The organism is Streptomyces physcomitrii (assembly GCF_012273655.1).
Lineage (GTDB): Bacteria > Actinomycetota > Actinomycetes > Streptomycetales > Streptomycetaceae > Streptomyces > Streptomyces physcomitrii.
Genome location: NZ_JAAWWP010000001.1, coordinates 177445 through 193261, shown reverse-complemented (window position 1 = coordinate 193261; position 15817 = coordinate 177445). Strand labels below are relative to the sequence as shown.

Here is a 15817-nt window from a genome sequence, read left to right as displayed (position 1 = left end):
TGCAGTTCAGCTCCTTCGCTCTGGCCGCCCGGCTAGGGCCATGGTGGCTGTCCCTCCTGCAGCGAGTCCTGCAGCGACTCCCGCAGGGCCTCCGGCAGGGAGTCCTGCAGGGGGACCTGTCCCCCCGCCGCGGGCGGCGTGTCCAGCGGCGGTGTCTCCAGCGGTGCCGCGCCCGGGCGCGCGCTCGGGTCGAGCAGCGCCTGGTACGGCCCCACCGCACGCGTACCCAGCCTGCGCAGTGCTGCCCACATCGTGACCTGGTTGGCCGAGATGACGGGCATCCTGAGCTCCGCCTCCAGCTGCGGGATCACGTCGTACGTCGGCAGGTTCGTACAGCTGATGAACAGTGCGTCGACCTCGTCGGCGAACCCACTTACAGCATGCCTCGCCATGTCCACCACGTCGCGGTAGGGGACCTTCCAGATGTGCCGGGTCAGGCCCATGAAGGCCCGCCCGAGGACGGTGACGCCGCCCTCGGCGAGATAGTCCTCCAGGGAGTGGGTCACCGACATCGTGTAGGGGGTGACGAGCGCGATGCGGCGGGCGCCGAGTTCGTCGAGGGCTTCCAGGAGGGCGCCGGAGGTGGTCAGCGAGGGGACCTCGCCGGCCCTGGTCATCGCCTCGCACATGGCCAGCTCGCCGGCTCTGCCGCCGACGAAGCTGCCCGAGGTGCAGGCGTAGGCGAGTACCTCGGGCCCGGGGGTGCCGAGTGCGCGCACCGCCTCGCCGAGGGTCTCGTGCTCACTCACCAGCCGGGCGAGGTCGAGGCTGACCTCCACCGGCACATAGGGGGTCCGTGTGACGTGCAGCGACACCTCGTCGGGTACCCAGCGCCACAGCTCACGGTCGAGCGCGAAATCGAAGGGGGCGACCACTCCCACACCGCGTTGCGGGTGGGGCCCACCGAGATAGGAGAGATAGGAGACGTCCATAGCAGGCCCCTCTTCTCGGGCGTGCGGAGGGCCGGCCAGCGGTGGCCGGAATTAGGGAATGACCGGCACATGCCGGGACGTCGGGACGGGGCGATGCGGATCGCAAAAAGGGTCCGTGTTGACGAAGGTAGGTTCCGGTGCCAGCGTGGTCAATCCGCAGTTCTCAGCCGCCCGATCGGCATGATCCGATACGCCTCCCAGAGAAGCGGACACGCATTGCGAAACGGTTTCCCCGCCATGACAGAACCGACCCTTCTCGTGCTCGACGCGGAGCCGCAGCCCCGTCTCGGGAAACTCACCGGAAAGGCACGGATCCTCCACGCCGACGAGGACTCCCTCGCAGGTCAGCTGCCTGAGGCGGATGTCCTGCTGGTCTGGGACTTCCTCTCGCACGCGGTGCGCGAGGCCTGGCCGGGCGAGGGTCCGCGGCCACGCTGGGTGCACACCGCGAGCGCGGGCGTAGATCATCTGATGTCCCCGGAGCTGGCCGCCTCCGACACGGTGGTGACCAACGCGCGCGGGATCTTCGACCAGCCCATCGCGGAATATGTCGCCGCGCTCGTTTTGTCGATGGCGAAAGATCTTCCGCGCACCCTGGAACTCCAGAGGGCGCACCAATGGCGCCATCGGGAAAGCCGGCGGGTGGCCGGAACTCGCGCCTGTGTGGTGGGTTCGGGTCCCATCGGCCGGGCCATCGTGCGCACCCTGGAGGCGCTCGGGATCACCACGGCGCTGGTCGGCCGGACCGCGCGCGGCGAGGTGCACGGTCCGGAGGACCTGGACGCGCTGCTGACGCGTGCCGACTGGGTGGTGTGCGTGGCGCCGCTGACCGAGGACACCCGCGGCATGTTCGACCGGCGGCGCTTCGCGCTGATGCCGCCCTCGGCGTGCTTCGTCAACGTCGGCCGGGGACAGCTCGTCGTGGAGTCCGATCTCGCCGAGGCGCTGGCCGAACGCCGTCTCGCGGGTGCCGCCCTGGACGTCTTCGAGCGGGAGCCGCTGCCCGCCGGGAGCTCGCTGTGGGAGGCCCCGGGGCTGATCGTCTCGCCGCACATGAGCGGCGACACCGTCGGCTGGCGGGACGATCTGGGCGAGCAGTTCGTCGCGCAGTTCGAGCGGTGGACCGCCGGGCAACCGCTGCGCAATGTCGTCGACAAGGAGCGCGGGTACGTTCCCGGGCACTGAGCCCGCCCGCGGGGCCCGGAACCCTACGGCCGCGCGAGAGGTGCCGTCCGGGCCGTGCGAGAGCTTCCGTACGGGCCCCGCGGGCGGCGGAGCGCGTACGGGCGAGGGACCGGTCCGGCGGCCGCCGGGCCGGGAGGCGAGCGTGAACCGAGGAGTGCGATGAGCGACCTCAGCCGGCTGACGGCGACCGAGCTGGTGGCGGGGTACCGCGGCGGCGAGTTCAGTCCCGTCGAGGTGGTGCGGGCGGTGCTGGCGCGGATCGAGGAGACCGAGCACGCGGTCAACGCCTTCGTGCGGGTGCACGGCGAGGAGGCGCTGGAGCAGGCGCGCGCCTCCGAGGACCGGTGGCGGCGCGGGGAGCCCGCGGGCCTGGTCGACGGGGTGCCGGTCACCGTGAAGGACATCCTGCTGCTGCGGGGGGCGCCCACCCTGCGCGGCTCCCGTACCGCGCCGACCACCGGCGAGTTCCCCGAGGACGCCCCCTCGGTGGCCCGGCTGCGCGAGCACGGGGCGGTCTTCGCGGGGAAGACGACCACCCCGGAGTACGGCTGGAAGGGGGTCACCGACTCGCCGCTCTCGGGGGTCACCGGCAATCCGTACGACCCCGCGCGGACCGCGGGCGGCTCCAGCGGCGGCAGCGCGGCGGCGGTGGCGCTCGGCTGCGGGCCGCTCTCGCTGGGCACCGACGGCGGCGGCTCGGTGCGGATCCCGGCGGCCTTCAGCGGGATCTTCGCGCTGAAGCCGACCTACGGGCGGGTGCCGCTGTACCCGGCGAGCGCCTTCGGCACCCTCGCGCATGTCGGCCCGATGACCCGGGACGCCGCCGACGCGGCTCTGATGATGGATGTGATCAGCGGCCCCGACCCCCGCGACTGGTCCCAACTCGCCCCGTCCCAGGGCGAGTTCACCCAGCAGCTGGACGGCGGGCTGTCGGGCCTGCGGATCGCCTTCTCCCCCGACTTCGGCGGGCAGGTCGAGGTGCAGCCCGAGGTGGCCGCGGCGGTGCGGCGGGCCGTGGAGCGCCTGGAGGACCTCGGGGCGCACGTCGAGGAGCGGGACCCCGGCTTCGCGGACCCGGTGGCCGCCTTCCACACCCTGTGGTTCAGCGGCGCCGCCCGGGTCACCCAGGGCCTGAGCGAGGAGCAGCGCGCCCTGCTCGACCCCGGGCTGCGGGAGATCTGCGAGGAGGGCGCCCGGCACAGCGCGCTGGACTACCTGGCGGCGGTGGACGTACGGATGGATCTCGGCCGCCGGATGGGCGCCTTCCACCGCGACTGGGACCTCCTGGTGACCCCGACGCTGCCGCTGACCGCCTTCGAGGGCGGCGTGGAGGTGCCGCCCGGCTCGGGCCTCACCCGGTGGACGGGCTGGACCCCCTTCACGTACCCCTTCAACCTCACCCAGCAGCCGGCCGCCAGCGTGCCCGTCGGCCTGGACGCGGCCGGGCTGCCGATCGGGCTGCAGCTGGTGGCGGCGCGGCACGAGGACGCCCTGGTGCTGCGGGCCGCGCACGCGCTGTACGCGGCCGGGGCGGCGGGGGTGCCGGAGAGCACGGCCCTCTGAGCGGGGCCCGGGCGCGCTCGGAGGCCGGGGCTCAGGCCCGCTTGAAGGTCAGGGACTCGCCGAGGGCGCCCGCGCGCCACAGGTCCTGGCAGGCGTCGGCCATCCGGTCCAGGCCCTCGACGACGCTGCCCCAGACGATGCCCGGGATCCAGCCGAGGTCGCCGTTGAGGAGCAGGTTGTTCCGCTCGTAGAACAGCGCCAGGTCCACCAGGGTGGCCCCCGCCTTCACCTCGGCGCCCGCCGAGGCGTAGCCGTAGGCCTGACTTCCCAGCTGGGTGCCGTTGAAGGAGAAGTAGCAGAGATCCCCGGGGATGGGCGTGACCGTGGGGTTCTCCATCGGGGGCTCCTGGGCCGCGAAAGGCTCGAAGAGCGCATAGATCTCATTGCGGGCATACTTCGCGTGATAGACGTCCCCTCCCAGCGGGAGTGCGTCCCACACCGCCTGACAGGTCAGGGGCGCGCGGTCGTCGAGAAGCTTCGCAGTGCAGTGGACACCGCGCTTGGGAAGGGAGACCTCGATGAATCGCTCAGTCATGGACCAAGTCATGAACCATGGGTGCTCCTGGGGTCAAGGGGGCTCGGGAGGCAGGGCCCACAGAAGGGGCCGAAAGTGAACCGCATACTCCGCATGCATTGGGGTAGCCGCGCGCCCATGGCTCCGACTTCGGAAAGACAACACCAACGGGAACCGGGTGGCATGCGCCGCCGGTCGCTGTTCGCGGGGGCGGCAGCGCTCGGCTCGGTGGCCGCGCTGGGCGCCGCCGGCTGCAGCCGCGTACCCGACGAGGGGACGGTCGAGGGCGGCAGCCTGCTCGACAAGCTCCGCGATTCGGGCACGGTCAAGATCGGCGTCGCCGGTGAGAAGCCCTTCGGCTACATCGATGCGGACGGCGAGGCGACCGGGGAGGCGCCCGCGATCGCGAAGGTCATCTTCAAGCGGCTCGGGATACCCGACGTACGCGCGATACCGACGCAGTTCGGCTCGCTGATACCCGGCCTCAAGGTCCAGCAGTTCGACGTCGTCTCGGCGGGCATGTACATCAACCCGGTCCGCTGCGAGCAGGTCCTCTTCTCGGACCCCGACTATCTGATGCTCGACGCCTTCATCGTCCGCAAGGGCAACCCCAAGGGCATCAAGAGCTACGAGGACATCGCCAAGCGGGGCCTCAAGCTGGCCAGCGGCACCGCCTACGCCGAGGTCGACTACGCGAAGGCCGCGGGCGTCAAGGACATCCTGATCCTCCCCGACCAGGTGGCGGGCCGCGACGCGGTCGCCCAGGGCCGGGTCGACGCCTTCGCGGGCACCAACGTCACCGTCAAGGACGTGGTCAAGGGCAGCCCCCGGGTCGAGGCCAGCGAGGCCTTCCAGCCCGAGGTCGACGGGAAGCCCGCCTACGGCGCGGGCGGCTTCGCCTTCCGGCTCTCCGAGAAGAACTTCCGGGACGCCTTCAACCGGGAGCTCCACAAGATGAAGAAGAGCGGCGAACTGCTCCGGCTCGTGAAGCCCTTCGGCTTCACCGAGGAGGAGATGACCGACCTCACGGTCAAGGACCTCTGTCCTCCCGCCGAGGGAGCCGCCTCATGATGTCGGAGAAGTTCTTCACCGAATGGTTTCTGCCGGGCATCTGGATCACCGTCCAGGTCACCGTCTACAGCGCCGCTCTGGCGCTCGCCGTCTCCTTCCTGATCGGCACCCTGCGCACCTCGCCGCTGTGGATCGTCCGGTTCGCCTCCGGCACGTACTTCGAGATCTTCCGCGGCACCTCCGCCCTGGTCATGATGTTCTGGATGGCCTACGCGGTGCCCTCGCTGCTCGGCATCCAGTTCGTGCCGATGGCCGCGGGCGTGCTCGCCCTCGGGCTCACCTACGGGGCGTACGGCTCCGAGATCGTGCGCGGCGCGCTCGCCGCGGTCGCACCGGCCCAGCGCGAGGCGGGCATCGCCCTGAACTTCACCAAGGCCCAGCGGCTGCGCAAGATCGAACTGCCGCAGGCCTGGCCGGAGATGATCCCGCCCTTCAACAACCTGCTGATCGAACTGCTCAAGGGCACCGCCCTCGTCTCCACCATCGCGGTGGCGGACATGACCTTCGCGGGCAATCTGCTGCGTCTCGCGAAGGGCGACAGCGCGCCGATCTACACGCTGCTCCTGGTCATCTACTTCGTCTTCGCCTTCCTGCTCACCCGGGGCATGCGGCTCCTGGAACGGCAGGCCAACCGGCGGATGGGCAAGACGCCCCCGGAGAAGACCGGCTTCCTCAGCGGCCTGCGCAGCAAGTCGGCGACCGACGCCGTCACGGGTACGGGAGGTGCCAAGTGAACTGGGACTGGCAGGTCGTCGACGACTTCATGCCCAAGTTCTGGGACGGGGTGCTGGTCACCCTCCAGGCCCTGGGCTGGGGCACCCTGATCGCCTTCTCCCTGGGCCTCGTCTGGGCCATCGCCCTGCGCTCGGACCAGAAGTGGATCACCTGGCCGGTGGCGGCGGTCACCGAGTTCATCCGGAACACCCCGCTGCTCGTCCAGCTCTTCTTCCTGTTCTACGTGGTCCCCGAGTGGGGGCCGACCATGTCCCCGCTGACCACCGGCATCATCGGCCTCGGCCTGCACTACTCGACGTACACCGCCGAGGTCTACCGGGCGGGCATCGAGGGCGTACCGGTCGGGCAGTGGGAGGCCGCCACCGCGCTGAGCCTGTCCAAGCGCCGGACCTGGACCGCGGTGATCCTGCCGCAGGCCATCCGCCGGGTGATCCCCGCACTCGGCAACTACGTGGTCGCGATGCTGAAGGACTCCCCGATGATCTCCGCCATCGGCGCGCTGGACATGCTGGGCGAGGGCCGGGCGTTCAGCGACACGACCTTCACCACCGAGGCCCTCACCGTCGTGGGTGTCGCCTTCATCGTCATCGCCTACCCGGCTTCTCTTCTCCTCCGAGCCCTGGAGCGTCGTCTTGTCCGCTGACCAGAACCTCACCAAGGACCAGTCGAACCCCGCGGTCGACGGCAAGGAGCTGATCCGCTTCGACAAGGTCACCAAGCGCTTCGGCAGCAATGTCGTCCTGGACGAGCTGGACTTCTCGGTGAACTCCGGCAAGCACGTCACCCTGATAGGCCCGTCCGGATCGGGCAAGACCACGATCCTCAGACTCCTGATGACCCTGCTCAAGCCCGAGGAGGGCACGATCAGGGTCGGCGGGAAGTACCTCACCCACGAGGAGCGGAACGGCAAGCTGGTCAAGGCCGGCGAGAAGCACATCCGCGAGGTCCGCAAGAACATCGGGATGGTCTTCCAGCAGTTCAACCTCTTCCCGAACATGAGCGCGCTGCGCAACATCACCGAGGCGCCGGTCAGCGTCCTGGGCCTGCCCAAGGACGAGGCCGAGGAGCGGGCCCGCGAGCTGCTCGACATGGTGGGCCTCGGCGACAAGACCGACGCCTACCCGACGCAGCTCTCCGGCGGCCAGCAGCAGCGGGTGGCCATCGCCCGCGCGCTCGCCATGCGCCCGCAGGTGCTGCTGCTCGACGAGGTCACCTCGGCCCTCGACCCGGAGCTGGTGGCGGGCGTCCTCGACGTCCTGCGCGACATCGCGCACACCACCGACATCACGATGCTCTGCGTCACCCACGAGATGGGCTTCGCCCGGGACATCTCGGACCAGGTCCTGATGTTCGACTCCGGCCGGGTCATCGAGTCCGGCACGGCGGAGAAGATGTTCAACGAGCCGGAGCACGAGCGCACCCGGGAGTTCCTGAGCGCGGTGCTGTGAACCGGTGAGCCGCGGCGCACGGGGAACCGGTGGGCCGAGGCGCACGGGAACCGGTGGGCCGAGGCGCACAGCCGGTGCGAGGGCCCCGGCGGGCAGCACGCCCGCCGGGGCCCTCGCCCGGTCCGGAGCACCCCCGGGGACCAGGTACGATTGTCCGGTCACGCGCCGCTAGCTCAGTTGGTTAGAGCAGCTGACTCTTAATCAGCGGGTCCGGGGTTCGAGTCCCTGGCGGCGCACAGTGAAGGCCCCTCGCGAGAGCGGGGGGCCTTCGTCGTTCCCGGCGCGGCGGCACGGGAGCGGGCTCGCGCGGCGCGGCGGTACGAGGGCGGGCTCGCGCGATGCGGCAGTACGGGGCGGCTCGGCGGCGGTTCAGGAGTCCGCGGGCAGCGGCGGCGGGGTGAGGACGCGGTCCGCACGCGCCCGGGAGGCCTCGACCAGCTCGGCGTTCGGGTCGTCGTTGGCGGCCACCCAGGCGCGGGCGGCGCCCGGGGTGCGGCCGTGGTGGACGTGCCGGTCCAGGAGGCGGGCCCGGCGCACCGCGCTCGGCGCCGCCACGTACCAGCACCCGGCCATCAGGGCGCGGGCCTCGCGCCAGCCCGGCAGGTCGCAGGCGAGGTAGTTCCCCTCGGTGACCACCAGCCGGGCGGTCGGCGGGACCAGGTGCCGGGCCGCGACCGGCTCGTCCAGGGTCCGGTCGAAGTCCGGTACGTAGACGCCGTACGGGCTCGGCTCCGCCGCCGCGGCGCACACCCGCGCGAGGAGCGCCGCGTACCCGTGGACGTCGAAGCTCGGCTCGGAGCCCTTGCGGTCGCTCAGGCCGAGGCGGCGCAGCTGCGCGTTCGACAGATGGAAGCCGTCGAGCGGGAGATACGCGGCGGTGCCGGGCCCCCTGACCTGCTCGACCGCGGCGGCAAGCGCGCGGGCCAGGGTGGACTTCCCGGCGCCGGGCGGACCCGCCAGCCCCAGTACGGCACGGGGGCGGCCCTCGGTCAGCCGCCAGGCCTCGGCGGCCAGCTGGTCGAGAGTGCCGGGAGCGGGGACGCCGTCCGTGGCGCCGGGTGCCTCGGGGCCGGGGGTGTGGTCCATGGCGGGCGAGCCTAATGGAGCCGGGGGCGGGGGCGGGCGGGGACAACCGCCGGGGGCGGCGCCCGGCCGGGTCAGTCGGTGGCGCCCGGCCAGAGCAGTCGGTGGCGCCCGGCCCGGTCAGTCGGTGGCGCCTGGCCAGAGCAGTCGGTGGCGCCCGGCCAGAGCAGTCGTCGGCGACCGGCTGGATCAGTTGTCGCCCACCGGCCGGGTCACTCGTTGGGGCGGCGCTTGCCCGGGTCCTTGATGCGGGCGAAGGCCTTGGTGATGCGGCCCGTGGCGGAGCCCTCGGGACGGGTGCCGGGAGCCGGGCCCGGTGCGGTGGCGCCCCGGGAGTCCCCGGACTCGGCCATCGCGGCCCGGGCCAGTTCGGCGGCCTCGCGGTAGAGGTCCCGGGACTTCGTCATCGCGTCGAGCGCCTCCGCGTAGTGGGCGACCAGGGCCCGCGCGTGCGCCAGCTCCTCCTCCATGGTCAGCAGGTGCCAGGTGCGGCGCCTGCTGGTGACGGCCTGCTCCGCCTCCGGGGACAGCTCCCGCGGCAGCCCCGCGAACTCGATGATCTTCGCGAGGAGTTCGGTCGGCTGCGAACCGTCCAGGAAGACACTGCGTACGCCGAAGCGCTCGGTGTCGTACTCCGGGCCCGGCGGCGAGGTCGGCAGCACCACCGCGCCGCCCCTGGGCACCACCACGCGCAGGTCCTTCACCGCGTAGTTGACGATCTGGAACTGCTCCGGGGAGGCGCGGTGCTCGACCACCCGGTGGCGCAGGCTCGGCGGCAGGAAGGCGGTCAGCGGGCGCTGCCCGTGCGCGTCGGGGGTCATCGCCTCGTGCACCACGAGGTGGATGTACCAGCTCTGGCGCGCGCACTCCTTGAGCAGGGTGCGGATCTCCTTGTCGTCGGCGGGCAGCGGGTTGGTGGCGCGCAGCCTGAGGCCCGCGACCGGTTCCCGGTCCCAGGGCACGCGCTCGCTGTCCGGCCAGAACATCGTCGCGGGCGAGGGCCAGTCCAGCCGCCAGGCCCGGTCCGCCTCGGCGACGAGCACCCAGGAGACCGCCTGGTCGTCGCGGCGTCCCCCCGGTTCATATGTGGTCAGGCGGGCGCGTACGACGACGTCCCCGTCCACCCGCCACCGGGCCTCGAAGAGCCGCCGGGCGAGGGCGCCGGGCGCGGTCACCGGCTCCTCGTGGGGGCCGCCGATCACGGGCCGGGCGGCCTCGGCGGGGTCGAGGTCGAGGAAGTCGTCGATCACCCCCGCGGACTTCAGCGCGATGAGATTGCGGCGGACGTCCACTTCGGGCTCGGCACCGGGATGGCGCCCCTGGCCGAGCCAGGTCGTGGCGGGGACTGGGGTCAAGGAGGTCCTTGTCTTCGGCATGGTCTTCCGGGGGCTACTGGGGGTCTTCGGAGGTCTGCTGGGAGGCAGGGGACGGCCCCCAGTATGGTCCGGGGACTCGGCGGACGTCTCGTGTATGCGCCGTGCGCGCGCCGCGCCCGTGCCGGGTACGGGCCCTTCGCGACGCCTCGCGGGCCGCGCTGCGGGCCGGGCCCGGGAGGCGTACGTTCCCGAATGTGATCGGTTGTGGCGGTGACGGTGTCGGTGCCCGTGCCGGTGCCGGTGATGTTGTCGGCGTGGTCGGCACGGTCGGCATTGCCGGTGTGGTCGGTGGAGGCGAGGAGGCCCGCGATGGGCAAGGTGGTGCTGGATGTGTCCGTGTCCCTGGACGGGTTCACGGCCGGGCCGGATGTCCGGGACGAGGAGCCCATGGGGGACGGCGGCGAAGGGCTCCACGAGTGGCACGCCGGGGAGGGGCCCGGGGGTGAGGCCGACCTCGCCGTCGCACGGGAGCTGGACGCGCGGACCGGGGCCGCCCTCATCGGACGGCGCACCTTCGACCTCGGTCTGCGCCCCTGGGGCGGCACCCCGTGGCCCGGCGTACCGAGCTTCGTGGTCACCCACCGGACCAGGGAGGATCTGGTCGGCGGCAACGGCGGGACCTTCGCCTTCGAGGGCCTGGAGGCCGCCACCCGGCGCGCCAGGGAGGCCGCGGGCGGCAAGGACGTCCGGGTACTGGGCGCCGAGACCGCCCGCGCGCTGCTCAGGGCGGGCCTGCTCGACGAGGTGCACCTCCACCTCGTCCCCGTGCTCCTCGGCGGCGGCACCCCGCTCTTCGCCGGTGAGCGCGCCGGACTGACCCAGGAGGGGGCGGCGATCACGGGATCGGTGACCCATCTGCGGTACCGGGTGGATCGGTGATCCTTCTGCGGTACCGGATCCGGAAGCCCTGAGGCCGAGAGGACCGTATCGGGCACGCCCCGCCGTCACCGACCGTCGCGCCGCCTTGCCTCAGCGTGGTCCCCGTATGGGAGGGTCTTCACGAGTGTTGCGGGACCAACTGCATCCGTGTGCAAGCCTGTTGGGGCCTGCCGCGGTGTCCGGAACGGGGGTTCGGGATGGCTGGACGGTTGTCAGAAGGGCGGCAGCGGCGACCCGGCCGCCGGAGGGTGCTGCGGCTCGGCCTCGGCGCGGTGGCCGCGTGGGGTGTCGGCGCCGCCGCAACCGGTTGCTCCGACGGCGGCTCCGCGGCGGACGGCGGCGGCGACCGGGGCAGGCCGAGCGGCGACAAGGGCGGCTCCCCCGCGCCCGGACCGCGGCGTCCCTGGCGTCACGCCATCGGGGGCTGGCTCGAGTCCTCCCCCGCGGTGGCCGAGGGGATGGTCTACCTCGGCAGCGACAAGAAGGTCCTCGCCCTGGACGCCGCCACCGGCCGGCAGAAGTGGGCGTTCCCCCTCGCCGACCGGGCCGTCTCCTCGCCGAGCGTGGTCGGGGGACTCGTGTACATCGGCAGCGACGACAAGAACGTCTACGCGCTGGACGCCGCCACCGGCGAGCAGAAGTGGGCGTTCCGCACGAAGAGTTGGGTCCACTCCTCGCCCGCGGTGGTCGACGGGGTGCTGTACGTCGGCAGCTGGGACAGCGGCGTCTACGCCCTGGACGCGGCCACCGGGGCGAAGAAGTGGGTGTACGCCACGGACAAGTGGGTCTCCGCCTCCCCCGCAGTGGCCGAGGGGGTCGTCCATATCGGCAGCAACGACGGCAAGGTCTATGCGCTGGACGCCGCCACCGGCAGGAGGAAGTGGGCCTTCACCACCGCCCACGACTTCGTCGCCTCGCCGGCCGTGGCCGGGGGGACCGTCTACGTCGGCGCCCGCGACCAGCGCCTCTACGCCCTCGACGCGGCCACCGGTGAGAAGAGATGGGCCTTCGACTCCGGCGGCTGGATCACCGCGAAGCCCTGGGTGGCCGAGGGCGCCGTGTACTGCGGCAGCGAGCGGTCCCTGCACCGCCTGGACGCGGTGACCGGCCGGAGGAGGTGGACCTTCACCGCCGAGGGCGGGCTCGGCGCCGCCGCCACCGTGGCCGGCGGGGTGGTCTACCTCGGCAGCCGCGACAAGCGCCTGTACGCCCTGGACGCCGCCACCGGGAAGAAGAAGTGGGCCTACACCACGGGCGGGGAGATCGACTGCGCCCCGGCCGTCGTGGACGGGGTGGTGTACATCGGCAGCAACGACGGCAGCCTCTACGCCCTCGACGCCGCCACCGGAAAGGGCCCGGCCGCGCCCTCGCCGACCGGCCCCGCGCCCGGCTGGTCACCGCCGGGACGCCACTGACGGGTCCCGGCACCGCCTCCGACCACCACCGTTCCGTACACCTTCCCGGAGATCCCATGGCCACGAATCCGCCCACTCCGCCCTCTCCCCCACCCTCGTCCTCCGGCCCGGACGTGCCGGACGGGGCCGGGCAGCCAGACGGGGCCGGTCAGGCAGACGGGGCCGGTCAGGCAGACGGGGCCGGTCAGGCAGACGGGGCCGGTCAGGACGAGCGGACCGAGCAGGCCGAGCAGGCCGGGCGGACCGCGCAGACCAGCCGGGGCGACCAGACTGACCAGACTGCCCAGACCGGCCAGACCGATCGGACCGGTCCTGCACCGGGCGGCGCCCCCGGCTCCGGCCCCGTCCCCGCCTCCGCCTCCGCCGCGCGGCCTGAGGCCTCGTCGGGCCCCTTACCGTCGCGCCCGAGCGGCTGGAGTGCCTGGGCCGACGACCGGCTGCCGGGCTTTCGCGGGCTGCCGCCACGGCAACGCGCGGTGTACGGGGCCCTGGTGGCGGTGGTGGTCGTGGCGGGCCTGGTCTTCGCCTACTACGCCGCCTTCGTCCTGGACCGCTCGACGGCCAGGGAGCGGGCCCGCTCGGACAAGCAGGCGGAGAGGTCGGTCGACCGCGAGCAGCCCGCCTTCGTCGCCACCGTCACGCCCCACGACTACGAGCAGGAGATGCCCGAGGTCATCACGGTGCTGCTCGACCGGAAGCTCACCGCCCGCGAACAGGCCGGGCTCACCGCGCTGCGCGGCGAGCCGGAGCGGGTGTGGGCGTTCCTGAAGCCCCTGGGCGGCCGCATCCTCGAACACCCCTCGGGGCCCATGGAGTTCAGGGACGGCGAGCACACCCGCGGCCAGTTCCGGACCTTCGAGCTCAACCTCAACAGCGACCGCGGAGCCGGACTCACCGTCAACCGCATGACGGCCGTCAAGGACGAGTGCCGCGCACCCGGGGCGCGGACCGTCGTCCACATCCCCTCCGCGGGATCCGAGCCCCGGCAGGGCCTGCTCTGGGACCTGACCGGCGGGAAGGAGGTCAGGCCCAGGGGACCGTACGCCCTCGACGAGGGCGCCTCGCAGGGGCAGTTGTACTTCCGCCAGAACGTCGTCGAGCTGGGCAACGGCCAGTCCAACATGGCCTTCCGCATCCAGTCCGAGGCGTCCACCCACACCTGCGCCTGGCACATCGTCGCCTCGTACACCGACACCACCGGCGCCCACCGGCAGCGCATCCCGAGCGGCACCGGCACCTTCACCGCCGAGGCCATCCCGGCGCGCCCCACCCAGTACTTCGAGTGGGTCACGGCGACGGGATGGGGCTGCATCGGCGAGCTGAGCCAGCGGGGGTGCGGGGCGACCGACCTGCTGTAGGCCGCCGACCGCCCGTCCCGTGCCGGTCCGCCGCCGGTCCTCTGCCGATCCGCCGCTGGGCTCCGGCTCTCTGCTCAACTCCGGGCCGCCGCTGGGCTCCGGGCCGCCGCTCGGTTCCCGGCCGCCGCTCAGCTCCGGGCCGCTGCTCGGTTCCGGTCCTGCGGTCAGCTCTGGCCGCCTGCTCAGTCCCGGTCCGTTCCGGGTCTGATCCGGTCCGTTCCGGGTCTGATCCGGTCCGTTCCGGGTCTGATCCGGTCCGTCCCGGTCCTGCGGTCAGTCCTCGGCCGCGGAGCCGTCCGCGACCCGTGCCGAGCAGAAGGCCACGGTCAAGTCCCGTACGAGCGCCTTGCGTTCGTAGTCGTCCAGTTCGACCAGGCCGCGGCTGGTGAGGCGGTTGACGGTGTCCTCCACCGAGTCGAGCACCGAGCCGACCAGCGCGTCCCGGTGCTGGGCGTCCCAGGCCGCCGCGCGGTGCCTGCGTACCGCCGCCGCCACCTCGGGCGCGTAGTCGAGGGAGACCGCCTGGACGGAGAAGACCTCCAGGCCGATCGGGCGCCCCTCGTCGGCCACCAGCCGGGTCAGCTCCTCGCCGACCGCCTCGGCGTCCCGGAGGCTGGGTCCGCTGAGGTACCGGCCGGGGGCGTTGCGCCCGGTGTCGGCGGGCATCTGCGGGAACACCCGCGCCACGACCGCCTCCACGCACTCGCGCAGATAGGCCTCGTGCCCGTCCACCGAGAGCAGCGCCCGCGCGGTGTCCTTGATCCGCCAGACGACCAGCACGCTCACCTGGACCGCGAGGCCCTGGGCGTCCACCGCCGGCATCGGCTCGCTGCGCCAGTGCCGCAGCCGTACGTCGGCCCGGCGGCGGTGCATCAGCGGGCTGACCCACATCAGGCCGGTGTGCCGGACGGTGCCCCGGTACCGGCCGCACAGGGTCAGCACCCAGGCCCGGCCCACCCGGCCGCGGGCCAGACCGGCGAGGCCGAACAGCGCGAACAGCAGGGAGACGACGAGCACCAGGCCCTGCACCGGACCGAGCCCGCCCGCCGACAGCGCCGACAGCCCGGCCGCCCGCGGCAGCAGCCCCGACCAGGCCAGCGCGTAGACACTCCCGGCGAGCCCGAGCACCCCGGCGGTCAGTCCGACCGCGGCGGGCAGTACGGGCGCGGGGTGCTCCGCGGGCACCATGTCCGTCCGCGGTGTCCGCCGCGCCTTCGGCTCCAGGAAGGAGAGCGCCTGGCGGTCGCGGTCATCCGGAGTCCGGCTCGGCTCGTCCGCGGACTGGTGATCCGAGGACCGCCGATCCGGGGACCGGCGATCCAGGGACTGCCGATCCAGGGACTGCCGATCCGGGGATGGGCGATCCGGGGATGGGCGATCCGGGGTGTGGCCATCCTGGGACTGGTGATCCGAGGCCTGCCAGTCCAGGGGCTGGCCGGGGTCGCGTCGGCGGTGGCGGCCTCGGGGCGGGGCGGTCGGGGTGGCGGAGGCGGGGGGCCAGGTGTCGGACGCCGTACGACTGTCAGGTGCCGTACGACTGTCGGGAGCCGTACGACTGCCAGGAGCCGTCCGGCTGTCAGGAGCGGTTCGGCTGTCGGGGGCGGGCCGCGTGCCCAGGGCCTTGCCCGAGGTCTCGTGCGCGGGCTCGGAGACGGCCGGTGCCGGGCGTGAGAGGTCGTACCGCGGCAGGGTCTCCGTGGCCCGTGCCAGCGCCGAGCCGGGGAGGTCGTGGCCGGGCGCCGGGGTGGCGGCCGGGTCAGCGGTGAACGGGTCGGTGCGGGTGGAACTCAGGGGCAGCGCGGGGTCCAGGGGGAGGAGCTGGGGGTCTCGGGGGCCTCGGGAGCGCAAGTCCGCTGAGCGGGAATCCATGGAACGGGAATCCGTAGCGCGGGAGTCCGTTGAGCGCAATGACTTCGAGCGGGAGTCCCGGGAGTGGAGATCCAAGGGCTGCGAATCGAAGGACCGGGGATCCCGGGACCGTCGACCCGGAGACTGCCGATCCTTGGACCGCGGAGCCATGGACCCCAGCTCCGCGGACCTCGCCTCCCCGACCGCCGGCCCCGGCTCCTTCCCCTCACCTGGGACCGAACCCCTCGACTTCGCCGTCCCCGTTGCCGCACTCCCCGTTGCCGCCGTCGCCTCAGCCGTCCTCTTCGTCCGAGCCGTCGTCGGCCCCGCTGTCTCCGCCGTCCGCGCGTGCTCTGCCGCTCCCGGCTCCTCGGCGGGGAGCATCGTGTCCGCGTCCACCGGTTCCGGGC

Annotated in this window: 14 protein-coding genes and 1 tRNA gene; 10 read left to right on the top strand and 5 right to left on the bottom strand. The window is 72.8% G+C overall.

The annotated features are described in order from the left end of the window. Window positions 1-32: 32 nt before the first annotated feature. On the bottom strand, window positions 33-932 hold the full coding sequence (locus HFV08_RS00845; protein WP_168534794.1) for a maleate cis-trans isomerase family protein: 900 nt from the start codon (window positions 930-932) through the stop codon (window positions 33-35). 237 nt (window positions 933-1169) lie between these two features. On the opposite strand from HFV08_RS00845, the gene HFV08_RS00840 reads away from it, so the two are divergent. Beyond that, window positions 1170-2117 carry a D-2-hydroxyacid dehydrogenase gene (locus tag HFV08_RS00840; RefSeq protein WP_168534792.1) on the top strand — a complete coding sequence of 316 codons (948 nt, stop codon included), beginning with the start codon at window positions 1170-1172 and terminating at the stop codon, window positions 2115-2117. 159 nt (window positions 2118-2276) lie between these two features. Further along, window positions 2277-3680, top strand: coding sequence for an amidase (locus HFV08_RS00835; RefSeq protein ID WP_168534790.1), 1404 nt, complete (start codon window positions 2277-2279; stop codon window positions 3678-3680). A gap of 31 nt (window positions 3681-3711) precedes the next feature. Here the strand turns inward: HFV08_RS00835 and HFV08_RS00830 are convergent, their stop codons facing one another. Continuing rightward, window positions 3712-4215, bottom strand: a complete 504-nt coding sequence (locus HFV08_RS00830; protein ID WP_040249030.1) for a DUF3830 family protein — start codon at window positions 4213-4215, stop codon at window positions 3712-3714. Between the two features lie 117 nt (window positions 4216-4332). Here HFV08_RS00830 and ehuB point away from each other — a divergent pair, with 117 nt between their 5' ends. The 5 genes from ehuB to HFV08_RS00805 all read left to right on the top strand — a co-directional run bounded on the left by ehuB (window position 4333) and on the right by HFV08_RS00805 (window position 7684). Continuing rightward, on the top strand, window positions 4333-5265 hold the full coding sequence (gene ehuB, locus HFV08_RS00825; RefSeq protein WP_040249032.1) for an ectoine/hydroxyectoine ABC transporter substrate-binding protein EhuB: 933 nt from the start codon (window positions 4333-4335) through the stop codon (window positions 5263-5265). Then, window positions 5262-5999, top strand: a complete 738-nt coding sequence (ehuC, locus tag HFV08_RS00820) for an ectoine/hydroxyectoine ABC transporter permease subunit EhuC (protein WP_040249035.1) — start codon at window positions 5262-5264, stop codon at window positions 5997-5999. Before ehuB ends, ehuC begins: the two co-directional genes overlap by 4 nt. After that, complete coding sequence (gene ehuD, locus HFV08_RS00815; protein WP_168534788.1) at window positions 5996-6643, top strand: ectoine/hydroxyectoine ABC transporter permease subunit EhuD; 648 nt, start codon at window positions 5996-5998, stop codon at window positions 6641-6643. Before ehuC ends, ehuD begins: the two co-directional genes overlap by 4 nt. Beyond that, window positions 6633-7448, top strand: a complete 816-nt coding sequence (gene ehuA / locus HFV08_RS00810; protein WP_168534786.1) for an ectoine/hydroxyectoine ABC transporter ATP-binding protein EhuA — start codon at window positions 6633-6635, stop codon at window positions 7446-7448. The genes ehuD and ehuA overlap by 11 nt, the downstream gene beginning before the upstream one ends. 162 nt (window positions 7449-7610) lie before the next feature. Beyond that, window positions 7611-7684, top strand: a tRNA-Lys gene (locus HFV08_RS00805). 133 nt (window positions 7685-7817) lie between these two features. On the opposite strand, the gene HFV08_RS00800 is transcribed toward HFV08_RS00805, so the two are convergent. Continuing rightward, window positions 7818-8534, bottom strand: coding sequence for a nucleoside/nucleotide kinase family protein (locus HFV08_RS00800; protein WP_168534784.1), 717 nt, complete (start codon window positions 8532-8534; stop codon window positions 7818-7820). Between the two features lie 209 nt (window positions 8535-8743). Continuing rightward, window positions 8744-9886 carry a hypothetical protein gene (locus HFV08_RS00795; protein WP_246341417.1) on the bottom strand — a complete coding sequence of 381 codons (1143 nt, stop codon included), beginning with the start codon at window positions 9884-9886 and terminating at the stop codon, window positions 8744-8746. Window positions 9887-10216: 330 nt separating this feature from the next. Between HFV08_RS00795 and HFV08_RS00790 the strand changes: the two genes are divergently transcribed. From HFV08_RS00790 to HFV08_RS00780, 3 genes are all read left to right on the top strand, one after another. Continuing rightward, window positions 10217-10786, top strand: a complete 570-nt coding sequence (locus HFV08_RS00790; protein ID WP_168534780.1) for a dihydrofolate reductase family protein — start codon at window positions 10217-10219, stop codon at window positions 10784-10786. 248 nt (window positions 10787-11034) lie between these two features. Continuing rightward, complete coding sequence (locus HFV08_RS00785) at window positions 11035-12201, top strand: outer membrane protein assembly factor BamB family protein (protein ID WP_168534778.1); 1167 nt, start codon at window positions 11035-11037, stop codon at window positions 12199-12201. A 491-nt stretch (window positions 12202-12692) separates the two neighbouring features. Beyond that, window positions 12693-13559, top strand: a complete 867-nt coding sequence (locus tag HFV08_RS00780) for a hypothetical protein (protein ID WP_168534776.1) — start codon at window positions 12693-12695, stop codon at window positions 13557-13559. Window positions 13560-13832: 273 nt separating this feature from the next. Here HFV08_RS00780 and HFV08_RS00775 read toward each other — a convergent pair whose 3' ends face one another. Then, entirely contained in the window at window positions 13833-14747 is a 915-nt protein-coding gene (locus HFV08_RS00775; protein ID WP_168534774.1) for an SPFH domain-containing protein, read from the bottom strand. Window positions 14748-15817 lie beyond the last annotated feature (1070 nt).

Coding starts and splice junctions, on each gene's coding strand:
- ehuB (WP_040249032.1), top strand. CDS start 4,333: ATGGCTCCGACTTCGGAAAGACAACACCAACGGGAACCGGGTGGCATG.
- HFV08_RS00835 (WP_168534790.1), top strand. CDS start 2,277: ATGAGCGACCTCAGCCGGCTGACGGCGACCGAGCTGGTGGCGGGGTAC.
- HFV08_RS00775 (WP_168534774.1), bottom strand. CDS start 14,747: ATGGTGCCCGCGGAGCACCCCGCGCCCGTACTGCCCGCCGCGGTCGGA.
- HFV08_RS00840 (WP_168534792.1), top strand. CDS start 1,170: ATGACAGAACCGACCCTTCTCGTGCTCGACGCGGAGCCGCAGCCCCGT.
- HFV08_RS00845 (WP_168534794.1), bottom strand. CDS start 932: ATGGACGTCTCCTATCTCTCCTATCTCGGTGGGCCCCACCCGCAACGC.
- HFV08_RS00800 (WP_168534784.1), bottom strand. CDS start 8,534: ATGGACCACACCCCCGGCCCCGAGGCACCCGGCGCCACGGACGGCGTC.
- ehuC (WP_040249035.1), top strand. CDS start 5,262: ATGATGTCGGAGAAGTTCTTCACCGAATGGTTTCTGCCGGGCATCTGG.
- HFV08_RS00830 (WP_040249030.1), bottom strand. CDS start 4,215: ATGACTGAGCGATTCATCGAGGTCTCCCTTCCCAAGCGCGGTGTCCAC.
- HFV08_RS00790 (WP_168534780.1), top strand. CDS start 10,217: ATGGGCAAGGTGGTGCTGGATGTGTCCGTGTCCCTGGACGGGTTCACG.